The organism is Streptomyces puniciscabiei (genome assembly GCF_006715785.1).
GTDB lineage: Bacteria > Actinomycetota > Actinomycetes > Streptomycetales > Streptomycetaceae > Streptomyces > Streptomyces puniciscabiei.
In genome coordinates this window covers 4776060-4795162 of sequence record NZ_VFNX01000001.1, presented here as the reverse complement: position 1 = coordinate 4795162, position 19103 = coordinate 4776060, and the positions used below count along the sequence as shown (strand labels likewise).

16 protein-coding genes and 1 pseudogene are annotated in these 19103 nt (G+C 71.8%); 10 read left to right on the top strand and 7 right to left on the bottom strand.

Annotated features, from left to right (window positions below):
• Positions 1-15: 15 nt before the first annotated feature.
• The gene (locus tag FB563_RS22205; protein ID WP_199832842.1) at positions 16-1236 is read right to left on the bottom strand and encodes an ROK family protein; all 1221 of its coding nucleotides are present in this window, start codon (positions 1234-1236) and stop codon (positions 16-18) included.
• Between the two features lie 131 nt (positions 1237-1367).
• Between FB563_RS22205 and FB563_RS44140 the strand changes: the two genes are divergently transcribed.
• From FB563_RS44140 to FB563_RS22185, 3 genes are all read left to right on the top strand, one after another.
• Entirely contained in the window at positions 1368-3149 is a 1782-nt protein-coding gene (locus tag FB563_RS44140; RefSeq protein WP_055706725.1) for an MGH1-like glycoside hydrolase domain-containing protein, read from the top strand.
• On the top strand, positions 3146-5083 hold the full coding sequence (locus FB563_RS22190; RefSeq protein ID WP_055706724.1) for an amylo-alpha-1,6-glucosidase: 1938 nt from the start codon (positions 3146-3148) through the stop codon (positions 5081-5083). Before FB563_RS44140 ends, FB563_RS22190 begins: the two co-directional genes overlap by 4 nt.
• A gap of 110 nt (positions 5084-5193) precedes the next feature.
• On the top strand, positions 5194-6978 hold the full coding sequence (locus FB563_RS22185; protein WP_234357784.1) for a sulfatase-like hydrolase/transferase: 1785 nt from the start codon (positions 5194-5196) through the stop codon (positions 6976-6978).
• Here the strand turns inward: FB563_RS22185 and dusB are convergent, their stop codons facing one another.
• Positions 6979-8109, bottom strand: a complete 1131-nt coding sequence (gene dusB, locus FB563_RS22180; protein WP_055706723.1) for a tRNA dihydrouridine synthase DusB — start codon at positions 8107-8109, stop codon at positions 6979-6981. It abuts the gene before it with no gap.
• Between the two features lie 225 nt (positions 8110-8334).
• On the opposite strand from dusB, the gene FB563_RS22175 reads away from it, so the two are divergent.
• Positions 8335-9774, top strand: a complete 1440-nt coding sequence (locus FB563_RS22175; RefSeq protein WP_055706722.1) for an MFS transporter — start codon at positions 8335-8337, stop codon at positions 9772-9774.
• A gap of 143 nt (positions 9775-9917) precedes the next feature.
• On the opposite strand, the gene FB563_RS22170 is transcribed toward FB563_RS22175, so the two are convergent.
• Complete coding sequence (locus FB563_RS22170; RefSeq protein WP_055706721.1) at positions 9918-10829, bottom strand: helix-turn-helix transcriptional regulator; 912 nt, start codon at positions 10827-10829, stop codon at positions 9918-9920.
• Between the two features lie 101 nt (positions 10830-10930).
• On the opposite strand from FB563_RS22170, the gene FB563_RS22165 reads away from it, so the two are divergent.
• From FB563_RS22165 to FB563_RS22155, 3 genes are all read left to right on the top strand, one after another.
• Positions 10931-12358, top strand: coding sequence for an MFS transporter (locus tag FB563_RS22165; RefSeq protein WP_055706720.1), 1428 nt, complete (start codon positions 10931-10933; stop codon positions 12356-12358).
• Between the two features lie 125 nt (positions 12359-12483).
• A complete protein-coding gene (locus tag FB563_RS22160; protein ID WP_055706719.1) occupies positions 12484-12708 on the top strand; it encodes a hypothetical protein in 225 nt (74 codons plus the stop codon).
• 152 nt (positions 12709-12860) lie between these two features.
• A complete protein-coding gene (locus FB563_RS22155) occupies positions 12861-13427 on the top strand; it encodes a hypothetical protein (RefSeq protein WP_142218852.1) in 567 nt (188 codons plus the stop codon).
• On the opposite strand, the gene FB563_RS22150 is transcribed toward FB563_RS22155, so the two are convergent.
• Positions 13408-14004, bottom strand: coding sequence for a TetR family transcriptional regulator (locus FB563_RS22150; protein ID WP_055704965.1), 597 nt, complete (start codon positions 14002-14004; stop codon positions 13408-13410). The genes FB563_RS22155 and FB563_RS22150 overlap by 20 nt on opposite strands.
• A gap of 26 nt (positions 14005-14030) precedes the next feature.
• Positions 14031-15041 carry an aldo/keto reductase gene (locus FB563_RS22145; RefSeq protein WP_055704964.1) on the bottom strand — a complete coding sequence of 337 codons (1011 nt, stop codon included), beginning with the start codon at positions 15039-15041 and terminating at the stop codon, positions 14031-14033.
• 199 nt (positions 15042-15240) lie between these two features.
• Between FB563_RS22145 and FB563_RS44135 the strand changes: the two are divergent.
• Positions 15241-15381 (top strand): annotated as a pseudogene (locus FB563_RS44135) (chitinase); the annotation flags it as partial.
• Positions 15382-15394: 13 nt separating this feature from the next.
• Here the strand turns inward: FB563_RS44135 and FB563_RS22135 are convergent.
• Positions 15395-15961, bottom strand: a complete 567-nt coding sequence (locus tag FB563_RS22135) for a TetR/AcrR family transcriptional regulator (RefSeq protein WP_055704963.1) — start codon at positions 15959-15961, stop codon at positions 15395-15397.
• 85 nt (positions 15962-16046) lie between these two features.
• Between FB563_RS22135 and FB563_RS22130 the strand changes: the two genes are divergently transcribed.
• Positions 16047-16475 carry a nuclear transport factor 2 family protein gene (locus FB563_RS22130; protein ID WP_055704962.1) on the top strand — a complete coding sequence of 143 codons (429 nt, stop codon included), beginning with the start codon at positions 16047-16049 and terminating at the stop codon, positions 16473-16475.
• Between the two features lie 92 nt (positions 16476-16567).
• Here FB563_RS22130 and FB563_RS22125 read toward each other — a convergent pair whose 3' ends face one another.
• Complete coding sequence (locus tag FB563_RS22125) at positions 16568-17950, bottom strand: glycine--tRNA ligase (RefSeq protein WP_055704961.1); 1383 nt, start codon at positions 17948-17950, stop codon at positions 16568-16570.
• A gap of 184 nt (positions 17951-18134) precedes the next feature.
• On the opposite strand from FB563_RS22125, the gene FB563_RS22120 reads away from it, so the two are divergent.
• Entirely contained in the window at positions 18135-19094 is a 960-nt protein-coding gene (locus tag FB563_RS22120; protein WP_055704960.1) for a metal ABC transporter substrate-binding protein, read from the top strand.
• The last annotated feature ends 9 nt before the right edge of the window (positions 19095-19103 follow it).

Sequence of the window (19103 nt, the reverse complement as noted above, 5' to 3'; positions counted from 1 at the left end):
CGGTCGCCGGCCGTGTCAGACGCCCAGTGCCCTCAGCCGCTCCTCGGCCCGCTCCGGCGCGTAGAGGTGTTCCACGACCAGCGCCCCCGCTCCGATGAGCGCGGCACGCTCGCCCAGCCTGGACGTCACGACCTCCAGGTGTGCCGTGGAACGCGGCAGCGCCCGCTGGTAGAGCAGTTCCCGGACGCCGGTGAGGAAGGGGGTCCCGGCCAGGTCGCCCGCGATCATCAGCACCCCGGGGTTCAGCAGGGTCACCACCGTCGCCAGCACGTCACCGACCTGCCGCCCGGCCTCCCGGGCCAGCGCCGCCGCCTGCGGATGCCCGGCGGCCAGCAGATCCCGTACGTCCGCGCCGGAGGCGGCCGGCACCCCGCTCTCGGCCAGCCGCCGGGCCACGGCGCCCCCGCTCGCCACGGCGGCGAGACAGCCGTGCGAACCGCAGCGGCACAGCGCGTCCGCGCCGACCCGGATGTGCCCGATGTCGCCGGCGCCGCCGTCGATCCCCCGGTAGATCGAGCCGTCCACGACCACCCCGGCGCCGATGCCCGTGGACACCTTGACCAGCACGAAGGCCGCGCAGTCGGGGTGTCCGGCGCGCTGCTCGCCGTACGCCATGAGGTTCGCGTCGTTGTCGACCAGCACGGGGACGGCCGGAGCGCCCGTGTGCTCGGTGAAGGCGCGGGACAGACGGCCCGTTATGTCGTAGCCGTCCCAGCCCGGCATCATCGGCGGCTGCACCACGCGGCCGGTCCCGGTGTCCACCGGGCCGGGCACGGCGAGCCCGATGCCGCAGACCTCCGTCGCCGGCCGCCCGGCCTTCTCCAGCAACTGCCCGAACCAGTGGCCCAGTTCGGGCAGTACGGCCTCCGGCCCGTCCCCGATCACGAGCGTCCCCGAGTGCTCGGCGAGGATCTCGCCGGTCAGCGTCAGGACGGCCGCGCGGGCGTGCCGGGTGTCCAGGTCGGCGGCGAGGACGACGGCGTGGGAGTCGGCGAACTCCAGGGTGATGGAGGGGCGGCCGCCGAGCGGCGAGTCGACCGGGCCGCCGGCGCCCTCGCGCAGCCAGCCGGCCCGGAAGAGGCGGTCCAGGCGCTGGCCGACGGTCGCGCGGGACAGTCCGGTCGCCTGCTGGAGCGCACCGCGTGTCACCGCCCGCCCGCTGCGGACCAGTTCGAGCAGCTCTCCGGCACCGGCCGGGCCGCCGGCCTTCCCGGTTCTTCCCGGACGTTCGGTCATGCGCACCCCCTTGTGTTTCCCAAGCCTGCATTACATATTGAGTTTTGCGTGTTAAATAGACGTAACTCTACGAGGGTCAACACCAAACCCGGTCGGCCCGGCCGGGTGTCTTCGTCTTCGGGGAGCCCCGAGTGGATCGCAGCAGCACGAAGCTCACCGTCCGTCCCGCGGCGCCCGTGCCCTTCGGGACCGCCTGCGGTCCCCCGGCCTCGGGCGCGTCCCTGCGGGTCGGAGCGGCCCGGGTGCTCGACGCGAACTGGACGGGCGGCTCGACGGTCCCCTCCCGGAGCCTGTATCCGCACCAGTGGTCCTGGGACTCGGCGTTCATCGCGATCGGCCTCAGGCACGTCTCGCCGCTGCGGGCCCAGACCGAGCTGGAGACACTGCTGGCCGCCCAGTGGGCCGACGGGCGTGTCCCGCACATCGTGTTCAACCCCTCCGTACCGCTCGACGCCTACTTCCCCAGCCCCGACTTCTGGCGCTCCTCCACCGCCGGTCACGCCGCGGGCGCCCCGCGCACCGTACAGACCTCGGGGATCGTGCAGCCACCGGTACACGCGCTCGCGGCCTGGCTGGTGCACCGCGCCGACCCCGGACTGTCGCGCGCCCGCGGCTTCCTGGCCCGGATGTACCCGCGGCTGGCCGCCTGGCACCGCTATCTGCTGCACCGCCGGGACCTGGGCGGCGGCGGGCTGGTGTCCGTGGTCCACCCCTGGGAGCAGGGCATGGACAACAGCCCGTGCTGGGACGCCCCGCTGGCCCGTACCACCCCGGCCCCGGCCCGCTCCTTCCGCCGCGCCGACCTCGACCACGGGGCACCCGAGGACCGGCCGACGGATCTGGACTACGGACGGTATGTGCGGCTGGCCGCCGACTACCGGGACGCCGGGTACACCGACGAAGAGGGTGAGTTCGCGGTCGAGGACCCGGCGTTCAACGCCCTGCTCATCGCCTCCGAACACGCGCTGGCCCGGATCGCCGAGGAACTGGGTGCGGCCGGCACCGCACGGCACGCACGCGCCGAACGGCTGACCCAGGCGCTGGTGGACCGGCTGTGGGACCCGGCGTACGGGATGTTCCTGTGCCGGGACCTGCGCGCCGGCGGAGAGATCCACCAGCGGGGCGGATCCGTGGCGACCCACGGTGTCTCCGACGCGCTCCATGAACAGGCCGCCGCCGACCCGGCTCACGGGCAGGGCGCCACCGACCGGGCCCAAGGGCAGGGCGCCTCCGGCCACGTCCACGAGCGACGTGTCTCCGGCCGCGTCGACGCACGCCGTCCCCACGGCCCCGTCAACTCGCCGGCTGCCGACGGCCCCACCCGCGTGCAAGGCACCTCCGCCCCGGCCGACGAGCAGGGCATCTCCGGAACGGCCCGCCAACAGGGCGAGTCCACCCCACGCCCCGATCAGGGCGGCTCCGGGCTGATCCCGGAGCGGAGTGTGTCCGGTCTGGTGCCGCTCATGCTGCCCGGGCTGCCGCGCGAGGTGGCCGCCGCGCTCGTGCGCACGCTGTGCGGGCCGCACTTCGGGCTCGGCGAGCGCACCCGGCTCGTGCCCAGTTACGACCTCCTCGGCGAGGCCTTCGACCCGCACCGGTACTGGCGCGGCCCGGCCTGGTTCAACACGAGCTGGCTGCTGGAGCGGGGTCTGCGGGTGCACGGCGAGCGGGAGCGGGCCGACGCGCTGCGCGCGGCCGTGCTGGAACTCGCCGAGGCCACGGACTTCGCGGAGTACGTCGACCCGTACACCGGCGAGGCCTGCGGCGCGACCGGCTTCGGCTGGACCGCCGCGCTCGCCCTCGACCTGCACCACGAGCTGCACAAAGAGCTTCCCAAGCCCCCCGGACACACCGTGTCCCGCACCGGCGGCGGCACGTTCGACAGAAGTGACGAAGGAGGGGACCGGCGATGACGGACCGGCACCATCTGCTCGTGCACGGGGCGACGTTCGCCGCCGTGGGCGACCGGGGCGACATCAGCGGGGTCCGGGGCAGCGGCTCCCCGGACGGGTTGTTCGTACGGGACGCCCGGCACCTCAGCCGCTGGCAGCTCACCGTCGACGGCGCCGTGCCCGAGGTGCTCACCCCGGTCACCGACGGTGACGCGGCCCGCTGCGTGCTCGTCCCGCGCGGCGGCCGGCAGGAGCCTCCGGCGCACACCCTCTTCCGGCAGCAGGCCGTCGGCGACAGCTCGTTCGTCGAGTCGCTCCGGGTGACCAGCAACCGCCCGGTGCCGACCACCGTCCGGCTCGCCATCACCGCCGACGCCGACTTCACCGACCAGTTCGAGCTCCGCTCCGACCACCGCACCTACGCCAAGCCCGGCGCCCTGCGCTCCCGCGAAGTCCTCGACGACGGCATCGAGTTCACCTACCGGCGCGCCGAGTGGCAGTCCCGTACGACCATCACCGCCGACCCGGCCCCCGACGCCGTGGAGGAGACCGGCACGGGCGCCCGCCGGCTGGTGTGGACCCTCGACCTGGCGCCGCACGGCACGACCGAGCTGGTGCTCCGGGTGATGGCCCGCCCGCACGGCGAGAAGCGCGCCCTGCGGGTGCCCCGCGACCCGGCGTCCGTGCACGAGCAACTCAGCGCGCTGGAAGGGGAGTTCGTCGAGGGCGTGGCCTTCCCGACCGGCTGGCCGGAACTGGCGGCGGCCTGCGCGCGGGGCCTCGCCGACCTGGCCGCGCTCCAGGTGCCGGCGCGCGGGCCCGACGGCGAGGAACTGCGCGTCCCGGCCGGCGGGGCACCCTGGTTCCTCACCCTGCTCGCCCGGGACGCCCTGCTCACCTCCCTGTTCGCGCTGCCGTACCGCCCGGAACTGGCCGCCGCCACGCTCCCCGCGCTCGCCGCAACCCAGGCGGCCGGCAGCCCCCCGTCCCCGCTCGCCCAGCCCGGCAAGATCGTGCACGAGGTACGGCACGGCGAGCTGGCGCACTTCGGCCAGGTGCCGTTCGGGCGGTACTACGGCTCGGTCGACGCGACCCCGCTGTTCCTCATCCTGCTCGGCGCGTACGTCGAACAGACCGGGGACACCGGCCCGGCGCGGCGCCTGGAGCCGCACGCGCGTGCCGCCGTCGGCTGGATGCTGGACCACGGCGGCCTGACCTCGCGCGGCTACCTCGTCTACCGCGCCGACGAGGGCGGCCTCGCCAACCAGAACTGGAAGGACTCCCCCGGCGCGATCTGCTGCGCCGACGGCAGCCGGCCCACCGGCGCGGTGATGGCGGCGGGCGCACAGGGCTACGCCTACGACGCGCTGCGCCGCACGGCGTGGCTGGCGCGGTCGGTGTGGGACGACGAGACGTACGGCGCCCTGCTGGAGCAGGCCGCCGCCGACCTCCGGGACCGGTTCCAGCGGGACTTCTGGATGCGGGAGCAGTCCTTCCCGGCGCTCGCGCTGGACGGCGAGGGCCGCCAGATCGACGCGCTGGCCTCCGACGCCGGGCATCTGCTGTGGTCCGGGCTGCTGGACAAGGAGTACGGCGAGGTGGTGGGCCGACGGCTGCTGGAGCCGGACTTCTTCTCCGGGTGGGGGGTGCGGACGCTGGCCGCGGGGCAGGCGGCGTACCACCCTCTGTCGTACCACCGGGGTTCCGTGTGGCCGCATGACAACGCGCTGATCACGCTGGGGCTCGCGCGGTACGGGCTGCACGACGAGGCCCGGGCGGTGGCGCGTTCGCTGATCGACGCGGCGACGGTGGTGGGGTGTCGGCTGCCGGAGGTTCTGGCCGGGTACGGCAGGGACACCCATCCGGAGCCGGTTCCCTATCCGCATGCGTGTGTGCGGGAGGCGCGGTCGGCTGCGGCGCCGCTCGCTCTGCTGACGGCGGTGGGCGGGGCCTAGGGAGCTGTATTTGCCCGGTGTTTGCTCAGTGCCCTGAACAGGGGCCGACGGGTGGCCGTACGGGACTGCGGATCGGGTCTCGTAGGGAAGGACGCTGGGTGTCCCAGGACATGAGCACGCGCGCATCTGCCGTAGCGGAGGCCGAAGAGGCCGAGCCGGAACGGTCCGCCGTACGCATACCCGGTCCGCGCCGCCCCTTCCCACGCCCCTGGGCCGCGTCCAGGGCGTGGGTACGGCGCCTGCGGGAGGAGCATCCGACCGCCGCCCAGGTGCTGTCCGTCACCGTCACCGTGCTCGCCGCCGCCCTGGTCATCGCCGCGCTGGTGATGCCGAACTCCGTCGCCCAGCTGGAGCCCGGGCAGTTCGTGCGGATTCCGGCGGAGGCCGTGATCGGCGCGGCCGTGATGATCGCGCTGCCGCGCCGGCCACGGGTGGTGCTGGCGGCCGTGTCCGGGGTCGCGCTGGGCGCGATGACCGTGCTGAACGCGCTCGACATGGGCTTCAAGCAATATCTCGGCCGTGGTTTCAACGTCGTTCTCGACTGGAGCCTGTTCGGCGACGCGGAGTCGTACCTGGAGGACTCGCTCGGCCGTACCAAGACCCTGGTCGCCGTGGCCGGTGTGATCGCCGCCGTCCTTCTCCTGTTCGTGCTGCTGGCGCTGTCCATGGTCCGGTTGAGCAATCTGCTCGCCCGGCACACCGCCATCGCGACCCGGGGCACGCTGATCGCCGGGGTCGTCTGGATCACCTGCTCCTCCCTCGGCCTCCAGACGGCCGGCGTGCCGCTCGCCTCCGACAGCACCGCCACCGCGTTGAAGGCCCAGGCCCGCCTGGTCTCGGCCACGCTCAAGGACGAGGCGGAGTTCCGGAAGGTCGCGAAGGTCGACGCGTTCGGGAACACCCCGGGCAGCCAGCTGGTCCCGGACCTGCGCGGCAAGGACATGATCTTCACGTTCATCGAGAGCTACGGCCGCAGCGCGATCGAGGACCCGCTCATGGCGCCCGGCGTGGACGCGACGCTCGACGCCCGCACCAAGGCGCTGGCCAAGGCCGGTTTCCACGCCAAGAGCGGCTGGCTGACCTCGGCGACCTACGGCGGCAGCAGCTGGCTCGGGCACTCCACCACCATGTCGGGCCTGTGGATCAGCAACCAGCAGCGCTACCGCACGGTGATGGCCAGCGACCACATGAGCCTGACCGAGGCGTTCAAGAAGACCGGCGCGTTCGACACGGTCGGGGTCATGCCGGGCGTGCAGAAGGCGTGGCCGGAGCAGAAGTGGTACGGCCTCGACAAGGTCTACAACGCCTTCGAACTGGGCTACAAGGGACCGAAGTTCAGCTGGTCGACCATGCCCGACCAGTACACCCTGCAGCAGTACCAGGACCGGGTGCACAGCAAGAAGCCCGCCGACGGCAGGTCACGGATGTCCTTCCTCATCCTGACCTCCAGTCACCAGCCCTGGGCGCCGATCCCGAAGATGGTGCCCTGGAACCAGCTGGGCGACGGCTCGATCTTCAAGGGCATCGAGAAGGCCGGCAACCCGTCCTCCTACACCCTCACCGACGACACCCACTCCAAGGAGGAGTACGGCAAGTCGGTGCAGTACTCGGTGACGGCGCTGACCGAGTGGCTGGAGCGCTACGGCAACGAGAACACCGTGCTGGTCTTCCTCGGCGACCACCAGCCGAACGCCCACGCCAGCGGCAACCACGCCAGCCGTGACGTCCCGGTCTCGATCGTCGCCAAGGACCCGAAGCTCCTCGACAAGGTCGCGAGCTGGAACTGGACCGACGGGCTGCGGCCGGCCCACAACGCCCCGGTGTGGAAGATGAGCGCGTTCCGCGACCGCTTCCTGACGGCGTTCGGTTCGACACCGCATCCGAAGAAGGGCTGATCAGCCGCCGGAGGTGTCCAGCTCCGCGTCCTCGCTGACCCCCGCGCAGTCGTAGGGGTCCTTCAGCCAGCCGTCCGGCAGCACCACGCGGTTGTTGCCGGACGTACGGCCGCGGGGCCCGTCCGCGCCGGCCGGCCATGGCTGGTCGAGGTCCAGCTCGTCCAGCCCGGCCCGCAGTTCTTCCAGCGAGGACGTGATCGCGAGCCGCTTACGCATCTCGGAGCCGACCGCGAAGCCCTTCAGGTACCAGGCGACGTGCTTGCGGAAGTCGACGACTCCCTTGGCCTCCTCGCCGATCCACTCCCCGAGCAGGGTCGCGTGCCGGACCATGACGTCGGCGACTTCCCGGAGCGTGGGCCGCGCGAAGGACGTACGCCCCTCGAAGGCGGCGACCAGGTCCGCGAACAGCCAGGGCCGCCCCAGGCAGCCGCGCCCGACCACGACCCCGTCGCAGCCGGTCTCCCGCACCATCCGCAGCGCGTCCTCGGCCGACCAGATGTCGCCGTTGCCGAGCACCGGGATCTCGGGGACGTGCTCCTTCAGCCGGGCGATGGCGTCCCAGTCGGCGGTGCCGCCGTAGTGCTGGGCGGCGGTGCGGCCGTGCAGGGCGATCGCCGTGACGCCCTCCTCGACGGCGATGCGGCCGGCGTCGAGGTAGGTGATGTGGTCGTCGTCGATGCCCTTGCGCATCTTCATGGTGACGGGGAGGTCACCGGCGCCGCTCACGGCCTCCTTCAGGATCGCCCGCAGCAGGTTCCGCTTGTACGGCAGTGCGGACCCGCCGCCCTTCCGGGTCACCTTGGGGACCGGGCAGCCGAAGTTCAGGTCGATGTGGTCGGCCAGGTCCTCCTCGGCGATCATGCGGACGGCCTTGCCGACGGTCGCCGGGTCGACGCCGTACAGCTGGATCGAGCGCGGCCGCTCGCTCGCGTCGAACCTGATCAGCTGCATGGTCTTCTCGTTGCGCTCGACCAGCGCCCGGGTCGTGATCATCTCGCTCACGAAGAGCCCCTTGCCCCCGCTGAACTCACGGCACAGCGTGCGGAAGGGCGCGTTGGTGATCCCCGCCATGGGTGCGAGCACGACGGGCGGCGTCACGGCGTGCGGGCCGATGGAGAGGGGCTGGGTCATCACAGGGCTCCGGGACGGATCTACGGCACGGGGACACGGGGCAAGCACCCATTGTCCCTCATTCCGCCGGCAGCCCGGCCGGCCGCTCCCGCAGGCTTGGGCTCAGGCTGCCCCGGGTACCGGGACAGGGCGCCGACCAGGACGACCACCGTGATCGTGTAGTGGACATCATTTAGGCACACTATTAGTTAGACGCACTATCGAGTTAAGCGTACGATTGAGTCCATGCCAGAGCTGAGCCACCGCCGCCGTCTCCTCGTGCTCGCGATCTGCTGCATGAGCCTGCTGATCGTGAGCCTGGACAACACCGTGCTGAACGTGGCGCTGCCGTCGATGCAGCGCGATCTGCACGCCACCACCTCCGGCCTGCAGTGGACGATCGACGCCTACACGCTGGTCCTCGCCTCGCTGCTGATGCTCGCGGGCTCGACGGCCGACCGGATCGGCCGCAAACGGGTCTTCATGGCCGGTCTGGTGGTGTTCTCCATCGGCTCACTGCTGTGTTCGCTCGCGCCGAACCTGTCCCTGCTGGTGGTGTTCCGGATGGTGCAGGCGGTCGGCGGCTCGATGCTCAACCCGGTCGCCATGTCGATCATCACCAACACCTTCACCGACGCCCGGGAGCGGGCCAGGGCGATCGGCGTCTGGGGCGCGGTGGTCGGCATATCCATGGCGGCCGGCCCGCTGGTCGGCGGGCTGCTGGTGCAGTCCGTGAGCTGGCGCTCGATCTTCTGGATCAACCTCCCGGTCGGCCTCGCGGCCCTCCTGCTCACCCTCCGCTTCGTCCCCGAGTCCCGCGCACCGAAGGCCCGCCGCCCCGATCCGGTCGGGCAGCTCCTGGTCATCGCCCTGTTCGGCTCGCTGACGTACGCGATCATCGAGACGCCGGACTCGGGCGCGACCGCGGTGGCCCCCTTCTTCGCCGTCGCCGTCGCGGCCCTCCTCGGCCTCCTGTGGTACGAGCCCCGCCGCGCGGAACCCCTGATCGACCTGCGCTTCTTCCGCTCGGCTCCGTTCAGCGGCGCCACGGTGATCGCGGTCAGCGCGTTCGCGGCGCTGGGCGGCTTCCTCTTCCTGTCCACGCTCTATCTGCAGAACGTCCGCGGCCTGAACGCCCTGCACGCGGGCCTGTGGATGCTCCCGATGGCCGCGCCGACCTTCCTGTGCGCCCCGCTGTCCGGCCGCCTGGTGGGCAGCCGCGGCCCCCGCCTGCCCCTCCTGGTCGCCGGTACGGCGATGACGGCGAGCGGCGTCCTCTTCGCGGCCTTCGAGGCGGAGACGTCGAACGCCCCCCTGCTCGTCGGCTACGTCCTGTTCGGCATCGGCTTCGGCTTCGTCAACGCGCCGATCACCAACACGGCCGTCTCCGGCATGCCACGCGCCCAGGCCGGGGTCGCCGCAGCGGTCGCCTCCACGAGCCGGCAGCTGGGCCAGACGCTGGGCGTCGCGGTGGTGGGCGCGGTCCTGGCCTCCGGTATCGGCGCCTCACCGATGAAGCAGGCCTTCGTCTCCGCCGCCCGCCCCGGCTGGTGGATCCTCACCGCCTGCGGCCTGGCCGTCCTCCTCCTCGGCCTCCTCACCAGCGGCCACTGGGCCCACCGCACCGCCGAACGCACGGCCGAGACCCTGGAGTCCGCGGAGATCCGCCAGACGGTGGGAGCCTGAGCGCTCCGCTGGTAAAGCCGCGCTGTGCCGTCGTTCGAAGTGCGGCGCCGTTGTGGCTGGTCGCGCAGTTCCCCGCGCCCCTTCGGGGCGCAGGAGCGCCTCCGATGTGCAGGAGCGCCTTCGGGGCGCAGGGGGCCGCCTCCTCAGGATGCTCCGGCAGGCCCGGCAACGGCCCCGCGGGCGAGGTCGTACAGCCGCTCAAGGCGCTCGCGGGTCTCCTCGTCGGCCGGGGCGTACGTCACCATGCGGGCGCCCGGTTCGGGGCCCAGCCAGAGGTCGGTGTGCTCCAGTTTGAGGCGGCCGACATGGGCGTTGAGGAACTCCTTGGTCTTGGAACGGCTGCCGACGACCTCGTAACGCTCCCAGTGCTCGCGGAAGTTGGGGGATTCCGCCTCCAGGCGCTTCAGCAGCATCTTCCAGGCCGGCTCGCCGAGATGGCCGGCCAGGGACGCGCGCAGTTTGGCGGCCATCAGGCGCTGGGTCTCCTCCAGGCGGATGACCGATGACTGCCAGTCCTTGTTCGTGTACACGAGGAGCATGCAGTTCCGGTCCTCCGCCGGTATCGCGTCCAGGTCGCACAGGAGGCGGCCGTAGGTGAGGTTGTAGGCGAGGATGTCGTACCGGCTGTTCTGGATGCAGGCCGGGATCGGCTCCAGCTGGCGCAGCATCGCGCGCAGGGCCGGGGTGACGCTCGGGCAGCTCGCGGCGGGCGTCGGATCGGTGGCACCGGCCAGCTGGAAGAGGTGGGCGCGTTCGCCGGCGTCCAGCATGAGCGCGCGGGCCAGGGCGTCCAGGACCTGCACGGAGACCTGGATGTCGCGGGCCTGTTCCAGCCACGTGTACCAGGTGACGCCGACCGCGGAGAGCTGGGCCACCTCCTCCCGGCGCAGGCCCGGCGTACGGCGCCGGGCCCCGCGCGGCAGGCCGACCTGCTCGGGGCTGATGCGCTCGCGGCGGCTGCGCAGGAACGCGGCCAGCTCGTGCCGCCGGATCTCCGAGCCACGGCTCGTCGGCTTCGGGGCGGGCGTCTTGCGGTCCGTGGCCATGGTGGTCATGGTTCCAGGGTGCCTGTCCCCTCATCCTGTTGCCAGGTACTTCTTGTACCAGGATCAGCACACTCTGGTACCAGTCTGTGCGGGGGCGCAGGCTCGGGGACATGAGTGAAACCGTCACCACCCCGGCCGTCCGCACGACGGCCGCACCGCCCGCACTCGGCGGGCCCGGGCTGTTCACCGTACTGCTGGCCGCGGCGCTGCCGCTCGTCGATTTCTTCATCGTCAACGTCGCCCTGCCGACCATCGGCACCGACCTCGCCGCGGGCGAGGCCGTGCTGGAGCTGGTGGTGGCCGGGTACGGCGTGGCGTACGCCGTGCTGCTGGTGCTCGGCGGGCGGCTCGGCGACCTGTTCGGGCGCCGCCGGCTGTTCCTCGGCGGCATGGCCGCGTTCGGGCTGACCTCGCTGGCCTGCGGGCTGGCGCCGGACGCCTGGAGCCTGGTCGCGGCGCGGGTCGCGCAGGGCGCCTCGGCCGCCGCGATGCTGCCTCAGGTGCTGGCCACCATCCAGGCCACCACCCGCGGCGCGCGCCGCGCGAAGGCCATGAGCCTGTACGGCGCGACCGCCGGACTGTCCATGGTCGCCGGGCAGATACTCGGCGGAGTGCTCGTCGCCGCCGATGTCGCCGGGACCGGCTGGCGCGCGGTGTTCCTCGTCAACGTGCCCGTGGTCGTCCTCGGCCTGCTCCTCGCCGTGCGGGTCGTGCCCGAGACCCGCTCGCAGCACCCCGAGCCCGTCGACGGACCCGGCACGGTCCTGCTCGCCGTGTCCCTGCTGACGCTGCTGGCCCCGCTCACCGAGGGCCGGGCCGCGGGGTGGCCGCTGTGGACGTGGCTGTCGCTGGCCGCGTTCCCGTTCGCCGCCGGGGCGTTCTGGACGGTGGAGCGGCGGGCCGACCGGGCGGGGCGGACCCCGCTGGTGCCGCCGAGCCTGCTGGCGCTCGCCTCGCTGCGGCGGGGTCTGATCCTGATCCTGCCGTTCTCCATCGGCTTCAGCGGGTTCATGTTCGTCATCGCGCTGGCGCTGCAGCAGGGCGCCGGTCTCGGGCCGGTCGCGGCCGGGCTCGCGCTCGCGCCGATGGCCGTGGTGTTCCTGTTCACCTCCCTCGCCGGGCCCAGGCTGACGGCCCGTCACGGCACCCGGATGGTCACCGCCGGCTCGGTGGTCCAGGGCGTGGGCGTGCTGCTGATCGTGCTGGCCGCCTGGCGGGACTGGCCGCACCTGGACTTCGGCTCGCTGCTGCCGGGCGCCGCCGTGGCCGGTGCCGGGCAGGCGCTCCAACTGCCCAATGTGTTCCGGATCGTGATGTCCGAGGTGCCGCCCGCCCGGGCGGGCGTCGGCAGCGGTGTGATGGTCACCACCCAGCAGTCCGCGCTCGCCCTCGGCGTGGCCACGCTCGGCACCCTGTTCCTCACCCTGGTGCCTCGCATGGGCATGCGGGACGCGCTGGTCACGACGCTGCTGGTGCAGTTGGCCGGGGTCGTGCTGACGGGCCTGCTCAGCCTGCGGCTGCCACGCGAGATGGGGTGAGGCGACCGGGGCCGGGCCACGGCTCGGACAACTCCGCGTGAAGCTCCCCCTGTTGATGTTCGTCTTGCTGCACACTCCTGTCCCGGCCGGGGTGTGCCACATCAGCCGAGGAGGCGCGAGGCGTCATGGCGCAGGACAACAGCACGAGCAAGGTGAGCCGCTGGGACCAGCACGGCCGGGAGCACGTCGTCCGGGTCCAGCGCACGGGGGTGCAGCGCACGATCAGATGCGACACGTGCGGCTGGCGCAAGGGCGCCCAGTTCCTGCCGTGGCTGAAGGCCGAGGAGCATCTGGCCGAGGCGCACCAGGCGACGGTCGATCCGGCGGCGGCCCGGCAGCCCTCCCGTTGATCGCGCCGGGCCCGAAAAACGGTCCCGGACACCCCTGCTGACCTGCGCACTTGCCTGATCCGAGGGCGATTACAGACGGTCTCGAGTGGCCGACGGAGCGAAGTCGGGTCAGCCTGGAAGGCGTCCGATCGAGCGATCGACAGGAGATGAACATGAACTCCGAACTCCGCCACCACCGCTACGGCCGCGCGCTTGGCGCCGGCGTCCTCTCCGTGGCGCTGCTCTCCGGCGGTACGACCGGAGCCTTCGCAGCGACCAGCACTCCCACCCCCACCCCCTCGCCGACCCGCACCGGCATGCCCACGCCGACCCGCACCGGCATGCCGACGCCGACCCGCACCGGCATGCCGACGCCGACTCGCACCGGCATGCCGACCGCCATGCCCTCGGTGACCCGCACCGGCAAGCCGAGCGTGAAACCCTCGCGGACGCCGGCCGCGATGGGCTCGATCACCGTCCGGGCCAACCGCAAGGCCGTCAAGGTCGGCAACACCGTGGTGTTCATCGGCCGCGTCAGAGGCGTCAAGTCCGGCTCCACGCTGGTGCTCCAGCACCTGCACAACGGCAAGTGGACCACGCTCAGGACCACGGCGGTCGTGAACAAGAACGGCACCTACACGATCAGGCGGACGTTCACCACCAAGGGCACCGAGCAGGTGCGGGTGTCGACCAAGTCCGGCACGCTGCACTCGTCCCCGGTCACCGTGACGGTGAGCTGAGGCCCCGGATCAGCAGGTCGACCACGGCCGTGAACTCCTCGTCGACGCCGGGGGTGGTCCACTCCCGGGCGTAACAGGGGTCATGGAAACGGCCGGTGGCCTGGAAGACGGCTCGAGCCGCGGCGGCCGGGTCGGGCACCGGAAAGGTGCCCGACCCGGCCCCGTCCGCGATGATCCGGGTCAACTGCGCGGTCAGGTCGGCGATGTGCTCGCCGACCACCGTGCCGACCTCGTCGGTCAGCACCGTGTAGGTGGCGAAGAGCTCGGGATCGTCGCCCGCCTTGTGCCGCTTGGCCTCGAACAGCGCCGCGAGCCAGGCCCGCAGCCGCTCCTCGGGGGAGCCGTCCGCCACGACGATCCCGGCGAGCCGCTCCGCCGTACGGTCCAGCCAGCGCTTGGTGACCGCCTCGCGCAGGGCCGCCTTGGTGCGGAAGTGCCGGTAGACACTGCCGTGGCTGACGCCCAGCGCGCGGGCGACGTCGACCACGGTGGCCTTGGCCGGGCCGTGTCGGCGCAGCACCTCCTCGGTCGCTTCGAGGATGCGCTCGGCGGTCAGGGTCTCGGTGGGCGGTGCCATGCCTTAGACCGTACCTGCAGCCATGGTCAGCGTTCGCTGTCGAGGTGTGCCATCTGCGCGGTCGGGTAGCGGTCGCCGGCCGCCGCGTCCGCCGGGACGGCCTCCTCGATCGCCGCCAGGTCGGCCGGGTCCAGGGTGACGTCCAGCGCGCCGAGCGACTCGCCCAGCCGCTCGCGGGTGCGGGCGCCGACGAGGGGAACGATGTCGTCGCCGCGTGAGAGCACCCAGGCGATGGCGATCTGCGCGACGGTGACGCCCTTCTGCTCGGCGATCTTGCGCAGGGCCTCGACCAGGTTGAGGTTGTGCTGGAGGTTCTCGCCCTGGAAGCGGGGCGAGTGGGCGCGGAAGTCGTTCGCGGCGAGCTGCCGGTCGCGGCGGAAGTGCCCGGAGATCAGCCCGCGCGAGAGCACGCCGTACGCCGTGATCCCGATGCCCAGCTCACGGGTGGTGGGCAGGATCTCCTGCTCGATACCACGGCTGATCAGCGAGTACTCGATCTGGAGATCGGCGATCGGGGCGGTGGCGGCGGCCCGGCGGACGGTCCCGGCGCCGACCTCGCTCAGGCCGACGTGCCGGACGTACCCCTTCTCGATCAGTTCGGCGATCGCGCCGACGGTCTCCTCGATCGGCACGTCCGGGTCGAGGCGGGCGATCCGGTAGACGTCGATGTGGTCGACGCCGAGGCGCTGCAGGGAGTAGGCGGCGAAGTTCTTCACGGCGGCCGGGCGGCCGTCGTAGCCGCTCCAGTTGCCCTCCGGGTCGCGCAGGGCGCCGAACTTCACGCTGGTCAGGGCCTGTTCGCGCAGGGCGGCCGGGGCGGTGCGCAGGGCCTCGCCGATGAGCATCTCGTTGTGCCCCATGGCGTAGAAGTCGCCGGTGTCCAGCAGGGTGACGCCCGCTTCCAGGGCTGCGTGGACGGTCGCGATGGACTCCGCGCGGTCGGCGTCGCCGTAGAGCGCGGACATGCCCATGCAGCCGAGGCCGAGGGCGGAGGTCTGGGGGCCGGTGGTTCCGAGGGTTCGGGTTCGCGTGGTCATGCCTCCACCCTCCCATGACAGCTGACAGATTTCAATATCTGTCATTCCATAGATGTCAGCTTGGTCCAGACCCATTAACGAAAAGCACCGTGCCGGGCGGTGGCGAGAGGCGGTGGGGGCGGAAAGGCGGCGACACCGGCGGAGATGCGCGCGGCGAAGACGTCCGGCCGGCTCTCCATCGGCGGCGCGGCAGGCGGGGGTCCAGGGCACGACCGTCAGGGCGCCCTACGACAAGCAGGGCCCCGGCCCGCCGGCCCAGCCCGGCGCGGGCGGCGGCCACCGGGACGGCTCGAAGAGCCGGGCCTTCGGCGACAGCGTCAAGGCGTTGCGGCGCCGCTGAGCCCCGGCGGCCGTCAGCCCGCCGGTTCCGTCAGCGCCTCGATCGCCGGTCGCAGCAGGGCGGCGACGCGGTCGGCGGGGGTGTCACGCAGCGCGGGCAGACCGAGGAGCTGGTGGCCGATCGTGACGCCCAGCAAGGTGGTGACGATCAGCGCGGCGCGCAGCTCGCGGTCCTCGGCCCCGGGCAGTGCGTCGCCGACGCCGCCGATCTGCCGGCCCAGGGTCTCGCGGGCCTGCTCGGCGGCCGCCGGGTCGGTGAGCATGGAGCGCAGCATCGCCAGCGCGCCCTCGGGCAGGCCGCCCAGCTTGAGGCCGAGCGTGGCCAGCAGCCGATCGACGAGCGCGTCGGCGTCGGTGGCCGCCTGCAGCGCGGGGACGGCCTGCACGGCCCGGGTGAACAGCTCGCGCTTGGAGCCGAAGTACTGCATGACCAGCGCCGGGTCGACGCCCGCCGCGCTCGCCACGGCGCGGATGGTGGTCCGGTCGAACCCCTTCTCCGCGAACAGCTCCCGGGCCCGGTCCAGGATGCGCGCCTCGGTGGCACGGCGGCGGTCGGCGCGGCTCTGGTGAGGGGCGGACATGGGTTCACTCTACAGCCGTTGACCGAACAGGCGGCCGACTCCTAGGCTGGGTGGGTCAACAACCGTTGAGCGAACGGAGGGACCCGTGCCGGACGACCTTCAGTCACCCGCCCCGCGCACCCCGCGCCAGGTGCTGGACCGCTACTACCGCGCCATGCTCGACAAGTCCGCGGACGACCTCGCCGACCTGTACGCCGTGGACGCGGTGCACGAGTTCCCGTTCACCTCCCCCGGCTTCCCCCCGCGCTTCGAGGGGCGCGAGGCGGTGCGCGCGGGCTACCGGGCGGCCTGGGCTGTGAGCCCCGCCCGGGTGGAGGAGATCAGGAGGGTCGCGACCTACGAGACCACGGAGCCCGGAGTGCTCGTCGCCGACCAGACGGTACGGGGCACGCTGCCGGCCACCGGCGCCTCGTTCAGCGTCCCCGGTCTCCTGGTCCTGCATGTCCACGACGGCCTGCTCACGCGGGTACGGGACTACATGGACGGCGCGGGGGTGGCGGCGGCCAGGCCGTGAACACGAGGTCACGGTGAACGCAAAAGGCCCGCCCACCCGGCCGACGGTCTCGGACGGGTGGGCGGGCAAGGGCGGCTGAAGCGCCGCAGGCCTCAGCAGCCGAGCAGGCGGCCGGCGAGGTACCCCTCGATCTGGTCCAGCGACACGCGTTCCTGCTTCATCGAGTCACGCTCACGCACCGTGACCGCGTTGTCCTCGAGCGTGTCGAAGTCGACGGTCACGCAGTACGGCGTGCCGATCTCGTCCTGGCGGCGGTAGCGGCGGCCGATGGCACCCGCGTCGTCGAACTCGATGTTCCAGTGCTGGCGCAGCGCCTGGGCGAGCCCCTTGGCCTTCGGGGACAGCTCGGGGTTGCGGGACAGCGGCAGGACGGCGACCTTCACCGGGGCGAGACGGTGGTCGAGACGCAGCACCGTGCGCTTCTCCATCTTGCCCTTGGCGTTCGGGGCCTCGTCCTCGACGTAGGCGTCGAGCAGGAAGGCCAGCATGGTCCGGCCGACACCCGCCGCGGGCTCGATGACGTACGGCGTCCAGCGCTCCTGGGCCTCCTGGTCGTAGTAGGCCAGGTCCTGGCCGGAGGCCTTGGAGTGCGACGAGAGGTCGTAGTCGGTGCGGTTGGCGACGCCCTCGAGCTCGCCCCACTCGCTGCCGCCGAACTGGAAGCGGTACTCGATGTCGGCGGTGCGCTTGGAGTAGTGGGAGAGCTTCTCCTTCGGGTGCTCGTACCAGCGCATGTTCTCCTCACGGAGACCCAGGCCGGTGTACCAGTTCCAGCGCTGCTCCATCCAGTACTCGTGCCACTTCTCGTCCTCGCCCGGCTTGACGAAGAACTCCATCTCCATCTGCTCGAACTCGCGGGTGCGGAAGATGAAGTTGCCCGGCGTGATCTCGTTGCGGAACGACTTGCCCATCTGGGCGATGCCGAACGGCGGCTTGCGGCGCGAGGTGGTCTGCACCTGGGCGAAGTTGGTGAAGATGCCCTGGGCGGTCTCGGGACGGAGGTAGGCGACCGAGCCGCTGTCCTGGGTCGGGCCGAGGTGCGTCGACAGCAGACCGGAGAACTGCTTGGGCTCGGTGAACTGGCCCTTGTTGCCGCAGTTCGGGCAGTTGATGTCGGCCAGGCCGTTCGCCGGGGCGTGGCCCTTCTTCTCCTCGTAGGCCTCTTCCAGGTGGTCGGCGCGGAACCGCTTGTGACACGCGGTGCACTCGGTCAGCGGGTCCGTGAAGGTGGCGACGTGGCCGGACGCGACCCAGACCTCGGAGGCCAGGATGACGGACGAGTCGATACCGACCACGTCCTCGCGCGACGTCACCATGTAGCGCCACCACTGGCGCTTGATGTTCTCCTTGAGCTCGACACCCAGCGGTCCGTAGTCCCAGGCGGCACGCTGTCCGCCGTAGATCTCACTGCACGGGAAAACGAAGCCACGGCGCTTGCTCAGGCTGACGATGGTGTCGATCTTGTCGGCGGCCACGGTGCTCTCTTCATTACGACGACGGGCGTTGAAGCGAGATGCTTCCAGCGAATGATTCAGGTTACCGGCGCAGGCTCCCCCCGGACCAAATCGGCCCCCTCCCCAAGTCCGCCTCCAGGGCTCTCGCCGGGCCTTTACCGGTGCTTGTTGACAACGGTTTCCATATTTGTTGAAAATGACTGTCATGAACGTACGACGACGCCTCATACCCACCGCCGCCCTCACGGCCGTGACCGCCCTCGGCCTCGGCACCCTCACGGCCTGCTCCGGCGACAGGGCGGAGGCGGCGAACACCGGCAGGTTCGACGTCGTCGCGTCCTTCTACCCCATGGCCTTCCTCGCCGAGCGGATCGGCGGGAACCACGTCCACGTCACCAGTCTCACCTCCCCCGGCCAGGAGCCGCACGACCTGGAGATCAGCCCCCGGCAGATCGCCTCGCTCCAGGACTCCGACGCGGTGCTGTACCTGAAGAACCTGCAGCCCTCCGTCGACGACGCGGTGGCCCAGTCCCCGGTCAAGACCAAGATCGACGCGGCCTCCCTGACCACGCTGGAGGAGCACGGCAACGAGGTCGGCGGCCACGCGGCCGCGCACGACACCCACAAGAACGAGGAGTCCTCGGGCAAGGACCCGCACATCTGGCTCGACCCGGTGCGCTACGCCCAGGTCGCCGAGGGCGTCGGCAAGGCCTTCGAGAAGGCCGACCCGAAGCACGCCGCCGACTACCGCAAGAACACCACGGCCCTGGTCGAGCGGCTGACCGGCCTGGACCGGCAGTTCAGGAGCGGCCTCGCGCACACGAGGACCAAGGTCTTCATCACCACCCACGCCGCCTTCGGCTACCTCGCCGAGCGTTACGGCCTGACCGAGGAGGCCATCAGCGGCCTCGACCCCGAGTCCGAGCCCAGCGCCGCGCGCGTGAAGGACCTGGAGACGATGGCCAGGGCCGACGGCGTCTCCACCGTCTTCTACGAGACGCTCGTCAGCGACAAGACCGCGAAGACCATCGCGAACGACGCCGGGCTGAAGACGGACGTCCTCGACCCGATCGAGGGCATCACCGCCAAGTGCCGCGGCAAGGACTACTTCTCCGTCCAGGAGGCCAACCTCAAGGCGCTCCAGCAGGCGCTGGGCGCGAAATGACAGGGGACC

Bases quoted from the DNA above. Each gene is read 5' to 3' on its own strand.
- FB563_RS22145 (WP_055704964.1), bottom strand. From the start codon at position 15,041: ATGACCACGCGAACCCGAACCCTCGGAACCACCGGCCCCCAGACCTCC.
- FB563_RS22170 (WP_055706721.1), bottom strand. From the start codon at position 10,829: ATGACCACCATGGCCACGGACCGCAAGACGCCCGCCCCGAAGCCGACG.
- FB563_RS22205 (WP_199832842.1), bottom strand. From the start codon at position 1,236: ATGACCGAACGTCCGGGAAGAACCGGGAAGGCCGGCGGCCCGGCCGGT.
- FB563_RS22135 (WP_055704963.1), bottom strand. From the start codon at position 15,961: ATGTCCGCCCCTCACCAGAGCCGCGCCGACCGCCGCCGTGCCACCGAG.
- FB563_RS22185 (WP_234357784.1), top strand. From the start codon at position 5,194: ATGAGCACGCGCGCATCTGCCGTAGCGGAGGCCGAAGAGGCCGAGCCG.
- FB563_RS22150 (WP_055704965.1), bottom strand. From the start codon at position 14,004: ATGGCACCGCCCACCGAGACCCTGACCGCCGAGCGCATCCTCGAAGCG.
- FB563_RS22165 (WP_055706720.1), top strand. From the start codon at position 10,931: ATGAGTGAAACCGTCACCACCCCGGCCGTCCGCACGACGGCCGCACCG.
- FB563_RS22160 (WP_055706719.1), top strand. From the start codon at position 12,484: ATGGCGCAGGACAACAGCACGAGCAAGGTGAGCCGCTGGGACCAGCAC.
- FB563_RS22120 (WP_055704960.1), top strand. From the start codon at position 18,135: ATGAACGTACGACGACGCCTCATACCCACCGCCGCCCTCACGGCCGTG.
- dusB (WP_055706723.1), bottom strand. From the start codon at position 8,109: ATGACCCAGCCCCTCTCCATCGGCCCGCACGCCGTGACGCCGCCCGTC.
- FB563_RS22155 (WP_142218852.1), top strand. From the start codon at position 12,861: ATGAACTCCGAACTCCGCCACCACCGCTACGGCCGCGCGCTTGGCGCC.
- FB563_RS22190 (WP_055706724.1), top strand. From the start codon at position 3,146: ATGACGGACCGGCACCATCTGCTCGTGCACGGGGCGACGTTCGCCGCC.
- FB563_RS22175 (WP_055706722.1), top strand. From the start codon at position 8,335: ATGCCAGAGCTGAGCCACCGCCGCCGTCTCCTCGTGCTCGCGATCTGC.